Source organism: Saccharobesus litoralis, assembly GCF_003063625.1.
GTDB lineage: Bacteria > Pseudomonadota > Gammaproteobacteria > Enterobacterales > Alteromonadaceae > Saccharobesus > Saccharobesus litoralis.
In genome coordinates, this window is sequence record NZ_CP026604.1 from 3992200 (window position 1) to 4008401 (window position 16202).

Here is a 16202-nt window from a genome sequence, read left to right on the forward strand (position 1 = left end):
TATGGATACGCGGTTTATTATGAATAACTTTGAATTAGAAACCTACTTAAATCAGCTCTTAAAATCATCGGCTATTCGAGATTATTGCCCAAATGGCATGCAAGTCGAAGGGAAATCTCAAGTAGCTAAAGTGGTGACGGGTGTCACAGCAAGCCAAGCCTTAATCGACGCCGCGATAGAAGAGGGAGCAGATGCTATTTTAGTTCACCATGGTTATTTTTGGAAAGGTGAGGCGCAGCAAGTTGTTGGTATGAAGCGCAATCGATTAAAAGCATTGTTAGCCAATGACATTAACTTGTATGGCTATCATTTACCGTTAGATATTCATCCAGAGCTTGGCAATAACGCCCAACTTGCGAAATTGTTTGGGTTAACTATTACCGATGGGTTAGAGGCTGGCAACCCTAACAGTGTAGGTAATTTAGCATCACTTGATTGCGAAACAGATATTCAGGTATTTGCTCAGCTAGTCGAAGATAAACTACAACGGAAGATCTTGTTAGAAGCTGCGGGCAAATCCAATATTAAAACGATAGGTTTATGTACAGGTGGAGCACAAGATTTTATCGATCAAGCGGCTGCGCGAGGCGCGGATCTGTATATTACGGGTGAAGTCAGTGAAAGAACGATCCATTCAGCCCGAGAATTGGGTATTAATTTTATAAGTGCTGGGCATCATGCAACAGAAAGATATGGGGTTAAAGCACTTGGTGAATACTTAAATGACAATACCAATCTAAAATGTACGTTTATTGATATAGATAATCCGGCTTAAATTTTTTCGTTAATGGTGTCAAACTCAGAACCTTCGTTGTTTGCTTTGCTACGCAATATCTCAAATCGACGTTGTTGTTTGTCATCCATTTTTTCAGTACTGAGTAAAATCATACATTTATCAAACATAGGTTGATGGTGTGCTTTAAGGCCTTGCCGTTTTTTTTGGTCCACCAATACCTGCAAAAAGTTTAACGCAATTCGCACGTTTTTTGGCATTAAACGTAATGCATCACTAAAGGTTTGAATAGCGGGCTCCAATTGGTTTTTACTATAAAAACCGACAGCCATGTTGTTGAGTTCGCGTGGTGAGAATGGAATGTCGCGTCGCTCTTGCGCTTCTTGTTTTAAATATTGCTCCATGACTTTTTGGCTTACTTCATTACCAAAGTTAGTTTCACCAATGTTTTCCAATAATTCTAAGGCTGCATCTTTGTGGCCTAGCTCATGAAATGCTTTTGCTTTGTCTATATCGTCTTCAATATTTTGCGATTGTGAATTGCCATATAGTGCACTTTGAATTAATTGCTGAGCTTGAGCTTGCTCATTTTTTAAATAGTGTATACGCGCTTTTGTGACGTTAATTTTTTCTTTAGCTAACTTTGCATTAGGAAATTCTTTTTTTATTTCTTCAATGTACTTTTCAGATTGCCTAAGGATAGGCGCGGATTCTTCTTCTGATAGCGTTAACGCGTAGTCTACACCGGCACGAGCCACAGTTAGGTAGAGATCAGGCGAATCGTGGATTGAGCGTTTACCGTATTTAGCTATGTTTTTCGCAGTTTCAAATTGGGCGTTATGGTCGTGGATTAAACGAGCAAGGTTTAAAACGTTTTTATGTCTGTCAATATTACGCGGCGATAATTCAGCTGCTTGATTAAAGTCAGCATACGCTTTCTCAAAGTCATCATTATGTAGGTGAAATTGGCCAAGTAAATCTAGCGCAGCTAAGCGACTCTCTGGTCGTTCAACCAAGCGGGTAAGGATGGCTTCAGCTGTTTCATTTTTATCTAAGGCTAACAGCGCTTTGACTAGCCCAACTTGTGCCCAGGCAAAACGATACTTTTCTAAAATAGAGTGATAATAACGCTCAGCTTCTTCGTAGGCTTCCATTGCTAATAAGGTGTCGCCTTTAATTCGCACTAAAAACGGCGCAAGCTTTGCTAATTTTGGATTCTCAAGGTGATTATCTATGAGCTGGATCGCTTTATTGTACTTTTTGCTTTCGATAGCCCGATACACAGACTTTAGTTTATCTTTACGGCTTAAAACGCGTTCTAAACGAATTTTAAGCTCTTTTGCGGTAAACGGCTTAACTAAAAAGTCATCGGGTTGAAGTTCTACCACACTATTAACCAGTGCTGGGCTAGTTTCGGCACTGACGAAAATAAACGTTGTAGTAGGGCGTATATACCCTTTGACTTTCATTTCTTCGAATAGGTGAAAACCATCGCGATCGCGACTTAAATTAAACGAGCATAAAATAATGCTGAAGTTTTGTTCTTGGCAAAGCTGTAAAGCATGTTTGGCACTTTCTGCAATTTTTATGTGCTTATAGCCTAAGCTTTCTAACGATTTTTTGAGAAAGTTTTGCGCAAGGGCCTGATCATCAATAATTAGAATTTCAGCACTATTGATTAAATCCATTCTCATCGTTGTCTATATACCCAAAAGCCAGTGTTAACCATGTAATAAGTTTAACGAAATATCGTTGTTACGCCAAAAAATTGCTGTGGTAAGCCAAAGATATAATAAAGCAGGTTTTACGCCAAGTTTTTTAATTTAGCCATAATTAAAGTCGACGTGTTTTTAGCAATCGATAACTAAAAACGCCAATGAAAGCTAAACCGTAAATAAAGTATATAACTCGCATCCATTCGGGCATAGAAAGGCTAAATAGCTGCCAATTAACATCGCCGCACATACCGCGCACTTCAAACACACTAGGCAACCATTCATGCAATGGCATCCAATTAGGAAAATTAGGAATCGATTCGCACACTGCAAACAATGGGTTTACATCCCGTTGCATGTAAATGTGGTCATTGGCAATAATTAGAGCCCATACTAAGCACACCCAAAAGCATACATAACTGATTAACCTAAGCGGTAAAGCTTTGGGGTTAATTAACGCGGGTATGGCTGATAATGCAATACCTAGTACTGCTACTCGGGTATATACGCATTTGACACAAGGTTCATAGCCAAGTCCGTATTGAAATATTAACGCAACTATTTCAAGCCCTAAAGCAGACGCAAATACTAGGAACCAAATAAATCGATTTTCTACATTAATTAAATTTTGCATAATTCGTATACAAAAACGCCGAGCGTTACCTCGGCGTTTATTCACTTTATGATTGACTAATGATGCCCAACATCACTGGTATTTTCAAGACCAGGAACATGATGTTGAATTAGCCCAGATTGGTATAGTGCATCTGTCGCTTCAGGCAACCATAACCAAGTTGCCAATAAGCCCACTACGGTTAAGACAATAGTATATGGTAGAGCCATGACAACCATACGGCCATAGGATAAGCGGACTAATGGGGCTAGCGTACTCGTTAACAAAAATAAGAATGCAGCTTGACCATTTGGCGTAGCAACACTGGGTAAATTAGTCCCTGTATTAATAGATACAGCAAGTAAGTCGAATTGGTCGCGCGTAATTTGCCCTTGAGCAAGTGCATTTTTAACTTCTGTAATATACACAGATCCAACAAACACATTGTCACTCACCATAGACAATAAACCATTAGCAATATAAAACATGGTTAATTGAGTTTTACCTTCGAAACTTAATACCCAATCGATGACAGGTAAAAATAACTGTTGCTGAATGATGACGGCAACGATGGCAAAAAAGACACAAAGTAGCGCGGTAAAGGGTAATGCTTCTTCAAAAGCATGGCCAATTTGGTGTTCTTCGGTAATACCGCAAAAACTAGTAGCGAATATAATGATAGTTAAACCAATCAAGCCAACTTCAGCTAAATGTAATGCTAAGCCAACGACTAACCAAACCGCAATTATTCCTTGTATCGCTAGCTTTGCTTTTTCGCGAGTTGTGCGCTTTGCATCTTCTTGACGATCAAAGTCGCTTAGAATTCGGTGTACAGATTCTGGCAATTTAGACCCGTAGCCAAAGATTTTAATTTTTTCGACAAGAATACAGGTTAACAATCCTGCTATTAACACAGGAACGGTAACAGGTGCCATGCGGATCGCAAATTCAATAAAGTCCCATCCAGCTTTATCTGCAATGATTAAGTTTTGTGGTTCGCCGACACGAGTCATTACACCGCCAAGTGCTGAGCCTACACCAGCATGCATTAATAAACTACGTAAGAATGCACGGAATTCATTTAGTTCATTACGTGTAATCGGTTCAAAATGTCCGTCGTCATTGTGGTTATGACTATCATCGTTAGAAGGTTTGCCTGACGCAACTTTGTGGTAAATAGAGTAAAAGCCAACGGCTACGCTGATGATAACGGCAATAACCGTTAGTGCATCAAGAAACGCGGATAATATTGCAGATGCAAAACAAAAGGACAGAGACAATATCGTTTTAGAACGAATTTTTGTAACTAGCTTGGTAAATACAAATAGCAAAAGTTTTTTCATAAAGAAAATACCCGCAACCATAAATACCAATAAAAGAAGAACAGGTAAGTTTTCTTTTATTTCATGAAAAACCAAATCAGGAGATGCCATACCTATTGCAATTGCTTCTATTGCTAGTAAGCCGCCTGGTTGTAAAGGGTAACACTTTAACGCCATTGCCAAAGTGAATATAAACTCTAAGATTAACATCCAACCCGCTAAATAAGGGTTAAAGTAAAAAATGATAGGGTTTATGACGAGGAAGGCAATAATTGCCAGTTTATACCATTCAGGCGATGGCCCAAGGAAGTTCTTGAACAATGCCGTAGTTACAGATTGGTGCATGATGGTTTACTTGTTTCCTAAAATATTACTGCTTCTACTAAGGTGGGGGATAATTCGCGCGTATTGTTGACTAAATTGTGAAAATCATCAATCTTTTTGTGGGTTTTATAAAGAAAAAACTTGATTTTAATCAAAACCTATGTTTAAAAAATGTTAAAATTGCAAATTACTTGTCTAAGTGGCTTTGTCTGTTAGAATTTAATAATGGTACGACCTGTGCTAATTCTAAATACAAGGAACTCTCGCTCGCATGTTTATTAAAGCTCAAAGTCCAGCTGGCTTTGCAGAAGAATACTTAGTCGAATCTATTTGGAATGGCAAATTCCCCCCTGGTTCAATATTACCTGCAGAACGTGAATTGTCAGAGTTAATCGGTGTTACACGAACTACACTGCGCGAAGTGTTACAACGACTTGCGCGTGATGGCTGGTTAACCATTCAACACGGTAAGCCAACTAAGGTGAATAATTTTTGGGAAACGTCTGGACTTAATATTTTAGAAACACTGGTTCGACTCGACCAAGATGGCGCAGCGACTATGATTGACAATTTACTGGCTGCGCGAACCGATGTTTGCAGTATTGTTATACGCCAAGCAATCAAACACGATGCAGCAAAATGTATTGAAGCGTTTGCCGATTTCCAAAACGTTGAAGATAATGGTACCGCTTATGCTGAGTTTGATTATCGATTACTGCATACTTTAGCTGAAATAGCAGGTAATAAAATTTATCTTCTTATTTTAAATGGCTTCAAAGGCTTGTATTCCAAGATTGGGTCTTTTTACTTTTCTCACCCTGAGGCTAGAGCGCTTTGTCGTTGTTATTACAAAGATATTGTTCAACTGGCTGAAGCTGGCGATCATGAATTGGTCAGTGCATTAGTCAGAAAACATGGAAGAGAAAGCGGTGATATATTCAATAATCACCGCGAGCAAATGCAACCTATAAATTAAATATTAATCGATTCATATTTTTCAGGTGGACATGTCTCAATGAGCTTTGTTTCACCTGATTCATCTACTTGCTCTAGTTTTACCTGAAAACCCCATAAGCGATATAAATGTTTCATGACTTCTTGCTTAGTTTCCGCAAGAGGTTGGCGCTTTTGCGGGATATACCTGAGAGTTAATGATCGATCACCCGTCACATCTACACTGTATACTTGTATGTTAGGTTCGAGCATACTCAAATTGTATTGATTGGACAATTGCCGGCGTATTTCTCGGTAGCCTTCATCGTTATGAATAGCGTTAACTTCTAAGAAGTTAATTTTATCATCGTCGTGAATTTGAAAAAATTTAAAGTCGCGGATAATTTTGGGTGACATGTATTGGCCAATAAAGCTTTCATCCTTATAGTTGCGCATTGCGAAGTGCAATGTTTCAAGCCAATCTGACCCAGCCATTTCCGGAAACCAAAGCTCATCTTCTTTTGTCGGTTTTTGACAGATGCGTTTAATATCCATCATCATATTAAACCCGAGCGCATAAGGGTTGATACCTGAATAGTAAGGGCTGTTATATTCAGGTTGTAAAACCACGTTGGTATGACTATGAAGAAACTCTAAGATAAATCTATCTGTTACTAATCCTTCATCATATAAATGATTAAGAATGGTGTAATGCCAGAATGTAGCCCAGCCTTCATTCATGACTTGAGTTTGTTTTTGGGGATAGAAGTACTGAGATATTTTTCTTACTATTCGTACTAATTCTCGTTGCCAAGATTCAAGTAAGGGGGCATTTTTCTCAATAAAGTACAGAATGTTCTCTTGTGGTTCTTCAGGAAAATTAAATTTGCTTTTAGACTTTTCGGCTTTTTTCTTGGGTATTGTTGTGTGCCACAAATCGTTTACTTGCGATTGCAAATAAGCTTCTCTGTCTTTTTGCCGTTTGGTTTCTTCATGTAATGATATTTTTTGTGGTCGCTTATAACGGTCGACACCATAATTCATTAAGGCATGGCATGAATCTAATATCTGTTCTACTTCATCTATACCGTATTTTTCTTCACATTCAGCGACATAATTTTTAGCAAACAGCAAGTAGTCAATAATTGAACTGGCATCAGTCCATGTTTGAAACAGGTAGTTACCTTTAAAAAACGAATTATGACCATAACACGCATGGGCCATGACTAGCGCTTGCATAGTAATGGTGTTTTCTTCCATTAAATAAGAAATACAGGGCTCTGAATTAATAACTATTTCATAAGCTAAGCCCATATGGCCACGTTTATAATTTTGTTCAGTTTGAATAAATTTTTTACCATACGTCCAATGACTGTAGCCTATGGGCATACCGACACTGGAGTACGCATCCATCATCTGTTCAGCCGTGATAACCTCAATTTGGTTAGGGTAGGTATCTAGCTTGTAATGGGCGGCTACACGTTTAATTTCTTGATGGTATTGGTCCAGTAGTTCGAATGTCCAATCCGGCCCATCACTTAAGGGTTTTCTTTTTGTCATGCTGCCCCCTTGGTCGTTTGTTTTTTAAAAAACTCTCTAAATACTGGGTAAATATCATCAACCGATTTGATATTTTGGATAGCAAGGTTATCGAAACTCTCAGCTAATGATTGATACTCTCGCCAGAGTGTTTGATGCGCCCGAGTCGTAATTTCGATATAGGTGTAATAACGAATAAAAGGCAACACGTTATTGCTTAGCAACTCGGTGCATAGTGGTGAATCATCAGCCCAGTTATCTCCGTCAGAGGCTTGAGCTGCGTAAATATTCCATTGATTGGGAGGGTAACGATCTCGTACTATCTCATCCATTAGTTTTATAGCGCTCGATACGATAGTTCCACCGGTTTCTTTGGAGTAAAAAAATTCTTGTTCATCCACCTCTTTGGCTTGAGTGTGATGACGTATGTAAACCACTTCAACATCTTTGTATGTTTGCGTTAAGAATAAATACAACAGTATGTAAAAGCGTTTGGCGATATCTTTTGTTGCTTGATCCATTGAGCCAGACACATCCATTAAACAAAACATGACGGCATTTGATGTTGGAACTGGCTTTTGCTCAAAGTTGCGAAACCGCAGGTCAAATTCATCAATAAATGGAATTTTACTAAGCTTGCGTTTTAAACTTTCTATCTCAGCAATTAATATGTCTATTTCGCTTTGGTTACCTTTCGCGTCTTGTTGTAAATTTTCTAATTCATTTTCTGCTGCTCGTAAACGTTTTTTATGTTTACCAGCCATAGCAGTGCGCCGCGCAAGCGAATTTTTTAATGAGCGCACAATATCAAGATTTGCTGGGTTACCCTGAGATTTAAAGCCAGCTCGATGCGTTTGAAACTCAATCATTTTATCTAGTTGAGTTTTTTGCAGGTTTGGTAACTCTAAGTCTTCAAAAAGTAAATCGAGATATTCACTTTGCGAAATTTGAAAAACGAAATCGTCTTCACCTTCCCCCGAATCTGAAGCTTCCCCTTGGCCACCACCACCTTGCCCTCCTTGAGGGCGAGGTATTTTGTCACCCGGAATAAACTGATCGTTGCCCGGGTGTACCATATCGTTAACACCGCCTTTACCTCGGTGAAAAGTAGGTTCCGATATATCGCGTTGCGGTATCGTAATACTTTCACCAGAGACAAGGTCAGTGACACTGCGGTTATTGATAGAGTCAGAGACAGCTTTCTTAATCTGTTTTTTATAACGTCTTAAAAATCGTTGTCGATTGACAGTACTCTTTTTCTTGGCATTAAGCCGACGATCAATAAAATGCGCCATTGCATCTCCTTAATATAACTAAGATGATTTGCGGACACGTAAGTACCATTCAGACAATAAACGCACTTGTTTTTGGGTATAGCCTTTTTCCATCATTCGAGCGACAAAGTCGTCGTGTTTTTTCTGATCATCACCAGATGTTTTGGCATTGAACGAGATAACAGGCAATAAATCTTCCGTATTAGAGAACATTTTATGCTCTATCACTGTTTTTAGCTTTTCGTAGCAAGTCCAATTCGGGTTTTTACCTTCATTGTTTGCTCTGGCGCGTAGCACAAAATTAACAATCTCATTTCTAAAATCTTTCGGGTTGCTAATTCCAGCTGGTTTTTCAATTTTTTCTAATTCATTGTTGAGAGCGGCTCTGTCAAATAACTGACCAGTCTCTGGATCGCGGTATTCTTGATCTTGGATCCAAAAATCAGCATAAGTGACATAGCGATCAAAAATATTTTGTCCATATTCAGAGTACGATTCTAAATAGGCTGTTTGAATTTCTTTACCAATAAACTCTACATATTTAGGTATTAAGTATCCTTTTAGGAACTCCATATACCTGTCTGCAGTTTCTTGCACAAATTGCTCGCGCTCAACCTGTTGTTCTAAAACATAAAATAGGTGTACTGGGTTCGCTGCGATCTCGGTATGATCAAAGTTGAAGACCCGAGAAATGATCTTAAATGCAAATCGTGTCGATAGGCCGTTCATACCCTCGTCGACACCTGCAAAATCGCGGTATTCCTGATGTGATTTCGCTTTTGGATCGGTATCTTTTAAACTTTCACCATCATAGACTCTCATTTTAGAGTATATACTTGAATTCTCTGGTACAGCTAAGCGAGACAAGACTGAAAACTGAGCCATTAACTCTAATGTACTTGGAGCACAAGGCGCTTGGTTTAATTGACTGCTTTCAAGTAACTTTTGATAGATTTTTATTTCTTCTGAAACCCTTAAACAGTAGGGGACTTTAACAATAAATACGCGGTCTAAAAATGCTTCGTTGTTTTTATTGTTTCTAAAGCTTTGCCATTCGGATTCATTAGAGTGGGCTAGAATAATGCCATCATAAGGTAATGCCGACATACCTTCAGTCGGATTGTAATTACCTTCTTGTGTGGCAGTCAGTAACGGATGCAGCACTTTAATCGGTGCTTTGAACATCTCGACAAATTCCATCACACCTTGATTGGCACGACACAAGGCGCCAGAATAACTATAAGCGTCAGGATCGTGCTGCGCGTACTCGTCAAGGTAACGAATGTCTACTTTGCCGACTAAGGCTGAAATGTCTTGGTTGTTATCATCACCAGGTTCTGTCTTAGCAACGGCTAGCTGATCGAGTACTGATGGATATACTTTCTCAACACGGAATTTAGAAATATCGCCATTAAACTCATGTAATCGTTTTCTGGCCCAAGGAGACATAATGGTTTTTAAGTAACGGTTTGGTATACCGTATTCAGATTGCAAAATGTCGCCATCTTCATTAACGTCAAATAAGCATAGCGGGTGGTCATTAACAGGCGAACCTTTAATGACGTAAATAGGACATTTCTCGACTAAGGATTTTATTTTTTCAGCTAAAGATGATTTACCACCACCAACAGGACCTAATAAATAGAGAATTTGTTTTTTCTCTTCTAGGCCTTGGGCTGCGTGACGCAAATAACTAACAATTTGCTCAATCGCTTCTTCCATACCGTAGAATTCAGAAAATGCTGGGTAACGAGAAATGATGCGGTTTGAAAATATCCGACTTAAACGTGGATCTTGAGACGTATCAACCATTTCTGGTTGGCCGATTGCTTGCAATAGGCGCTCTGCCGAATTGGCGTAGGCCATCTTGTCTTTTTTACATAGCTCTAAAAACTCTTCAATCGAATACTCTTCGTTTTTCGTTGAATCGTAGCGCTCCTGAAAATGCTCGAAAATACCCATAAAGTTCCCCCGAGAAACCGTTTATCATTAGCAGAAAATGGATTTAAATTAATCGCTTACTTTAAATTTAGATGCAAAAAGCCAAGAAAACCAAAAAAATATGTTAATTAAATTACTGGATTTTTTATGCAAATCAGACTTATAGGGATTAGCTGCCAAAAAACGGCGATAAAATGCGAATATACAAACGGTAGAGGGGACAAATGGTGAGGCTAACGGTGCAAGAAATCTCCGTACTTAATTCAGTAGTAAATTAAGCACGGAGTTAGGGAAGATTACTTAGCTAGGTTAGCAGCTACGAATTCCCAATTAACTAATTTCCAGAACGCTGTTAAATAAGCTGGGCGAGCATTACGGAAATCGATGTAATACGCATGTTCCCATAAATCAACAGTTAATAGCGGAGTTACACCTTCTTCTGTGATTGGCGTTCCAGCATTTGATGTATTAACCAATGCTAAAGAACCATCAGCATTTTTAACTAACCAAGTCCAGCTTGAACCAAAGTTATTAACTGCTTTGTCATCAAATTGTTTTTGGAACTCTTCGAAAGAACCAAATGCAGCGTTGATTGCATCAGCTACAGCACCTGTTGGCTCGCCACCACCATTTGGTGATAAACAGTTCCAGTAAAAAGTGTGGTTCCAAATTTGAGCAGCGTTGTTGAATAAACCACCTTCAGACGACTTAATGATTTCTTCTAAACTTTTTTCTGCGTTATCAGTACCTTCAACTAAACCGTTTAGCTTAGTTACGTAAGTTTGATGATGCTTACCATAGTGAAATTCTAAAGTTTCTTTAGAAAAGTGTGGCTCTAATGCATCTAATTCGTAGGGTAAAGCTGGTAATTCAAAGGCCATTGTTCGATTCTCCGTTGGCTTGTTTTAATAAGTAATACTGAATAAAAGTAGTGGCTTTTGGCAAAGCTGCCAAACTCTTTTTAAACGTATAATAGTTTAACTAATTTAAAAAAATTGAATACCCAAAACATGTATGGATTAAGCGATTATTTTAATTGTTTGTTTATAGTCTTCTCGCTCAGGTCTTATGGTTCATTGTCAGCGCTTACTCTCGACTTTGGCTCCTGCGTCGTCCTACTACCTAAATCCCTTTAGGCAGCCCCAATCACATAATAGAGCATATGCTCATGAGGTCTCGAAGCTTGACGGCTTCCCCTAAAACCAGATCGCTTTGACTATAACTGAGGGTTATTTACTAAAAATCAAGGTTTCAGTGAGTTAGTTTATAAAAATACGCTTAACAGGTTTCAGTTATAGAACCGAACCGCATAATAACTTACAATAATACTCAAGTATTATTGTAACGTCTCGAATATAGAGGTTTCTATGGAAACATTAGATAAAATCAAACAACAAATTGCTGAAAATCCAATTTTAATTTACATGAAAGGTAGCCCAAAGTTACCAAGTTGTGGCTTCTCTTCGCAGTCAGCTCAAGTTTTAATGAACTGTGGTGAACCGTTCGCTTACGTTGATATTTTACAAAATCCTGATATTCGTGCAGAGCTGCCTAAATATGCTAATTGGCCTACCTTTCCTCAGTTATGGGTTGAAGGTGAATTAATTGGTGGTTGTGACATTATGTTAGAAATGTTTCAACAAGGTGAGTTACAAACTCTAATTAAAGAAACTGCGGCCAAACATAAAGAAGATGAGTCTTCTGCAGAGTAAAAATATATTTTCTTTACTTATAAAAAAAGCCAGCGCTATTGCTGGCTTTTTATTGTTGTTTTTGAATTATTTTCTTTTTACATGGTTGCCCGGTGAATAACCATAATGATTTTTAAAGGCTCGTTCAAAAGCGCTCCGATAACTATAGCCGAGTAACTCACTAACTTCTTCAATACTCATGTCCTGATCGAGAAACTCAGCGGCAGACTCTAAACGCTTGTCTTTAATATACTGACCGATAGACTCATTGTATGCGAGTTTGAATTGTCGTTGTAAGGTCGAGACGCTGGTATTAAGCATTTCAGCTAATTGTTGAGCATTCGTAACCATATTGGTGTAGTCATCAATAAAGTTTTTGGCATTTTGCGCTAGGTTATGTTGGCGCGATAGTGCGTTATTACCCTCATTAATGCCTTGATTATCAATGATTTCTATTATGTCTGATACAAGGCTAAAAATGTTGGCACTTACGGCAAGAACGTTTGATGATTCTTTACTGGCAACGAGCTTCATCAGATCTTCGAATTTGGTTCTGAATGTCAAAGGCGTTTCGAGCTGATGAAAGGCATACTTTTCTTGATCTATTTCACGTTGTAATTCAAATAATTTTTTACTGTCGAAATTAGATAGCTGACACAGGTTTTCTAAACCTTGGCGGCTCATAATAATAAAAAAGGTTTTAACTGTACCCTTATCATAACTAATGAGTTCAGTCGCACCTTTACCAATGGCACTTACAGATAATTTAGAGCGTAAATTTCGATTTTTGTGGCTTAAATTGTAAGCATTACATTGGTGTACATATTGAATAGAGTAAAAATCTTCGTTGCCATACTTTTCATTAATAAATGCAGGGAGTTCTTCATGACAGAGAAATACAGCGGCTCCAGGTACTAACTTCAAGGAGCGGTCTTGACTATGCAGGTAACGGTCAATTTTATCGGCTGAAAACGGAGATTCAAATTTGGGTTGGCGTTCAACACATTGAATTAAATCGGGTGCTTGTTCTATAAATTGCTCGAGTCGGTAGCTGACTATTTGTTTGCCACGGATCTTTTGAGCGATTAACTCTCTATTTTTCATATCTCTTGCGTATCACATGTTGTGCAAGTACTGCTGTTTAATAGCCTTTTGCTATAATAAGCCTGCAATTCTAACAATATATTGATTAAAACCAACAGTTAATATGTCATTCATCTAACATTTAAGCTCAAAATATCAGAATTGGTAGAAAAAAGCGCTAATTAAATTAATAATCATCTACTTTTTTCGTCTTAAAATTGAGTTTTTATATCAATTGAAACTGTTTTAACTTCATCTAAGGCTTGCAGTAATTGTTTTATAAGCTCGACAAGTGGCTCTATTGTATTATCTTGTTTTAATCGGGTTTCAATGTCATAGGCGAGATTTTGTAGCTTGGGGGTCCCGGTGTAACACGTAGTGCCATGTAATTTGTGAATTGCTGTTAACAACTGTTGAGCATCTTGATTGAATAACGCGGTTTGGATCTCTTCGCTGGCATTAGCAATGGAATTAAGCAACATATCTAGCATTTCTATAGCGAGATCGTGGCGGTTATTGGCTCTACTTAAGGCAAGCTGCCAGTCTATTATGTCAGAAGAGTTTGATGTTGCTTTAATGTCTGTTGAATAATTTGTTAGTTTTCGAAGCAAGTTTTTTAATTCGTCTTCATCTATCGGTTTAGTAACATAAGCACTAAACCCTTGCTGCATAATTTTATGTTTTTCACTGGTCGAAGCGTGAGCTGTTACAGCCGCTATTGGTGTTTGCTGATTTAAACTGTCTTTTTGAATATTAATACATGCTGATACGCCATCCATGATCGGCATTTGTATATCCATTAATATAGCTTTATAAACGCGGGCTCTTGTCAGTTCTAATGCTTGCTGACCATTTTCTGCGGTATCAACTAGGTAGCCTTGCTCTTGTAATAAAATGAATAACAATTTCAGGTTGAGAGGATTGTCATCAACAATCAGAATTCGATTGGCGTCATTATTTTCACTATTTTTATCATACGTGACTTGGTCTAAATTGACTGCAGATATTGTTTGTTTCGGTAATGTTGGTAAGTCGTTTTGGCTTCGATGTTCATTATTAAGTATTTCAGCAAATTTTCGAGTTTGTATCGGTAAGCACAAAGGCTTGCAGCCGGTACTGGTACTTAATCTTTGTACCATCTTTAATTCACTACAATAAGTAGAGATAAAAATGGTTTTTATTTGCGATTTTACGTTGTTAACCATTCGGCAATATTCGTCAAATGATAATTCGCTCAAATCATAACGAATGATAGCAAAGTCGAAATTTTGATTACTGGCCTCATTATCATTGATAAAGTGAATCAGCGATTTATAACGCCTAACTGTTATTTGCCATTGAATAAGTAAATCATGTATTGCGTTATAAGCGTGATCGACTGGCTCAATCAGGGCGAATGTTTTATTTAGCATGCCATTAGCAGTGATAGGTACTGATATAGGCATGGCATTTATGTCATTTTTAAATACAAACTCAATTTTTGTCCCTTGATTAGCTTTACTGGTTATTGAAATATTGCCATCCATTTCTTTAGCTAGTCGTTGGGAAATGACTAGCCCCAAACCCGTTCCACCATATTTGCGAGTGATACTTGAATCAGCTTGGCCAAACGGTTCAAAAATATGTTTTATTTTATCTTGCGTAATGCCAATACCAGTGTCATTAACTACGACTTTAATTATGACGCTTGGGTTGTCACTTTTAATTAATTCTACGTCAATGGTTACCGCGCCTTTTTCAGTGAATTTGATAGCGTTACCGACCAAGTTAGTAATAACTTGGCGAATTCGCATGGCGTCTCCCACTAAGTTTTCAGGTACGTCAGACAACACATTGAGTGAAATGTCTAAGTGTTTTTCAGCAGCATTTGGGGCAAGTAGAGTGACAACTTCTTCAATATTGTCACGTAAATTGTATGGGACTTTTTCCAAAGTCATTCGACCTGCTTCTAGCTTTGAAAAATCTAAAATGTCATTAATAATACTGAGTAAATTATTGGCGGAACTTTCAATAGTTTTCAAAAAGTCTTGTTGGTGCGCAGTTAAATCCGTTTTTAGTAATTGCCGAGTAAAACCCAGTACGCCATTTAGCGGTGTTCTTAGCTCATGGCTCATATTGGCTAAAAATTCTGATTTAATCCGGTTTGCTTCTAGCGCTTTACGCTTAGCAATGTCTAATTCAACATTTTGAATTTCTATTTGTTCAATGCTTTGTCTTAAATCGCTTGTTGCTTGTTCTATATTTTGATCAAGCTCTTCTTGGCTTTTAATTAATAGACTAGACAAGTTTCCTATGCCTAATCTTATTCTCTCTAATTCATTGAGATGTAAAGGTTGGGTGAAGGCAGGGGGCTGTTTTTGTTCTATACAATTAATATTATTAAGTAAGGCTTTGATTGGTTGAGATAAGCGACGTAGTACAAAGTTGGCTAAACCTAAACTAATGACAACAGCCAAAATTAATATCAGTATCGTAGTAACATAAACCTTATATTTTTGATGGGTTATATTATCTGTGGTTAATTGGATTGAAATATAGGGTATTTTTACTGCGCGTTTATCTTCATCAAAATTTGCTTCATTTAACAAAGGTGTTCTAAAAACAATAAATCCGTTATCTATCTCGTAATTTGTTACTTCAAAATTATTTTGCCCAGGCTCAGAACGTAGCATGGCAAATTCATTATGATAATTACTCGTTGTGATGAGTCGATTGTCGGCAGAGAAAATGGCGATACTGACCACTTCAGCGCTAAATTTTCGTTGGGCATGATCGATTAGCGCTTTTAATTCATTCTTTTTACTTTGTTTCAATAAGCTATTAGCGGCAATGGCTAATGGTTCAATAATATTTTTGCCAGTGTTAATTTGACGCAATTGAATTTCTGATATGGCGCCTACAGTAAAATATCCAGCTATTAAGCTTGAAATAAATAGGGTAGGAATAACCGTAATGAAAAAGACCCATTCTTTTAAGTTTTTGTTGTACATGCTCTTTAACTAATAAAGTATCTTTATCAAATTGAGTGATTGTT

Annotated in this window: 12 protein-coding genes; 3 read left to right on the forward strand and 9 right to left on the reverse strand. The window is 37.8% G+C overall.

Annotated elements, in window-relative coordinates:
* Positions 1–19: 19 nt before the first annotated feature.
* Positions 20–775 carry a Nif3-like dinuclear metal center hexameric protein gene (locus C2869_RS14475; RefSeq protein ID WP_108603617.1) on the forward strand — a complete coding sequence of 252 codons (756 nt, stop codon included), beginning with the start codon at positions 20–22 and terminating at the stop codon, positions 773–775.
* On the opposite strand, the gene C2869_RS14480 is transcribed toward C2869_RS14475, so the two are convergent.
* The 3 genes from C2869_RS14480 to nhaB form a co-directional block, all read right to left on the reverse strand.
* A complete protein-coding gene (locus tag C2869_RS14480; RefSeq protein ID WP_228710676.1) occupies positions 772–2421 on the reverse strand; it encodes a response regulator in 1650 nt (549 codons plus the stop codon). The genes C2869_RS14475 and C2869_RS14480 overlap by 4 nt on opposite strands.
* Positions 2422–2566: 145 nt before the next feature.
* Complete coding sequence (locus C2869_RS14485) at positions 2567–3082, reverse strand: disulfide bond formation protein B (RefSeq protein WP_108603619.1); 516 nt, start codon at positions 3080–3082, stop codon at positions 2567–2569.
* Positions 3083–3138: 56 nt separating this feature from the next.
* A complete protein-coding gene (nhaB, locus tag C2869_RS14490) occupies positions 3139–4728 on the reverse strand; it encodes a sodium/proton antiporter NhaB (protein ID WP_108603620.1) in 1590 nt (529 codons plus the stop codon).
* Positions 4729–4978: 250 nt separating this feature from the next.
* Between nhaB and fadR the strand changes: the two genes are divergently transcribed.
* A complete protein-coding gene (fadR, locus tag C2869_RS14495) occupies positions 4979–5683 on the forward strand; it encodes a fatty acid metabolism transcriptional regulator FadR (protein WP_108603621.1) in 705 nt (234 codons plus the stop codon).
* Here fadR and C2869_RS14500 read toward each other — a convergent pair.
* The 4 genes from C2869_RS14500 to sodB all read right to left on the reverse strand — a co-directional run bounded on the left by C2869_RS14500 (position 5680) and on the right by sodB (position 11275).
* Positions 5680–7200: a SpoVR family protein gene (locus C2869_RS14500; RefSeq protein WP_108603622.1), complete on the reverse strand. Its 1521-nt coding sequence runs from the start codon at positions 7198–7200 to the stop codon at positions 5680–5682. The genes fadR and C2869_RS14500 overlap by 4 nt on opposite strands.
* Positions 7197–8474, reverse strand: a complete 1278-nt coding sequence (locus C2869_RS14505) for a YeaH/YhbH family protein (protein ID WP_108603623.1) — start codon at positions 8472–8474, stop codon at positions 7197–7199. The genes C2869_RS14500 and C2869_RS14505 overlap by 4 nt, the downstream gene beginning before the upstream one ends.
* Before the next feature lie 18 nt (positions 8475–8492).
* Positions 8493–10415, reverse strand: coding sequence for a PrkA family serine protein kinase (locus C2869_RS14510; protein ID WP_108603624.1), 1923 nt, complete (start codon positions 10413–10415; stop codon positions 8493–8495).
* Positions 10416–10690: 275 nt separating this feature from the next.
* A complete protein-coding gene (sodB, locus tag C2869_RS14515; RefSeq protein ID WP_108603625.1) occupies positions 10691–11275 on the reverse strand; it encodes a superoxide dismutase [Fe] in 585 nt (194 codons plus the stop codon).
* A 486-nt stretch (positions 11276–11761) separates the two neighbouring features.
* Between sodB and C2869_RS14520 the strand changes: the two genes are divergently transcribed.
* Positions 11762–12106, forward strand: a complete 345-nt coding sequence (locus C2869_RS14520; protein ID WP_108603626.1) for a Grx4 family monothiol glutaredoxin — start codon at positions 11762–11764, stop codon at positions 12104–12106.
* A 66-nt stretch (positions 12107–12172) separates the two neighbouring features.
* Here the strand turns inward: C2869_RS14520 and C2869_RS14525 are convergent, their stop codons facing one another.
* Both C2869_RS14525 and barA read right to left on the reverse strand, forming a co-directional pair.
* Positions 12173–13189 (reverse strand): helix-turn-helix domain-containing protein, encoded by a 1017-nt coding sequence (locus C2869_RS14525; protein WP_108603627.1) that lies wholly within the window; start codon positions 13187–13189, stop codon positions 12173–12175.
* A gap of 191 nt (positions 13190–13380) precedes the next feature.
* Complete coding sequence (gene barA, locus C2869_RS14530) at positions 13381–16158, reverse strand: two-component sensor histidine kinase BarA (protein WP_108603628.1); 2778 nt, start codon at positions 16156–16158, stop codon at positions 13381–13383.
* Positions 16159–16202 lie beyond the last annotated feature (44 nt).

Bases quoted from the DNA above. Each gene is read 5' to 3' on its own strand.
- C2869_RS14475 (WP_108603617.1), top strand. From the start codon at position 20: ATGAATAACTTTGAATTAGAAACCTACTTAAATCAGCTCTTAAAATCA.
- C2869_RS14480 (WP_228710676.1), bottom strand. From the start codon at position 2,421: ATGGATTTAATCAATAGTGCTGAAATTCTAATTATTGATGATCAGGCC.
- C2869_RS14485 (WP_108603619.1), bottom strand. From the start codon at position 3,082: ATGCAAAATTTAATTAATGTAGAAAATCGATTTATTTGGTTCCTAGTA.
- nhaB (WP_108603620.1), bottom strand. From the start codon at position 4,728: ATGCACCAATCTGTAACTACGGCATTGTTCAAGAACTTCCTTGGGCCA.
- fadR (WP_108603621.1), top strand. From the start codon at position 4,979: ATGTTTATTAAAGCTCAAAGTCCAGCTGGCTTTGCAGAAGAATACTTA.
- C2869_RS14500 (WP_108603622.1), bottom strand. From the start codon at position 7,200: ATGACAAAAAGAAAACCCTTAAGTGATGGGCCGGATTGGACATTCGAA.
- C2869_RS14505 (WP_108603623.1), bottom strand. From the start codon at position 8,474: ATGGCGCATTTTATTGATCGTCGGCTTAATGCCAAGAAAAAGAGTACT.
- C2869_RS14510 (WP_108603624.1), bottom strand. From the start codon at position 10,415: ATGGGTATTTTCGAGCATTTTCAGGAGCGCTACGATTCAACGAAAAAC.
- sodB (WP_108603625.1), bottom strand. From the start codon at position 11,275: ATGGCCTTTGAATTACCAGCTTTACCCTACGAATTAGATGCATTAGAG.
- C2869_RS14520 (WP_108603626.1), top strand. From the start codon at position 11,762: ATGGAAACATTAGATAAAATCAAACAACAAATTGCTGAAAATCCAATT.
- C2869_RS14525 (WP_108603627.1), bottom strand. From the start codon at position 13,189: ATGAAAAATAGAGAGTTAATCGCTCAAAAGATCCGTGGCAAACAAATA.
- barA (WP_108603628.1), bottom strand. From the start codon at position 16,158: ATGTACAACAAAAACTTAAAAGAATGGGTCTTTTTCATTACGGTTATT.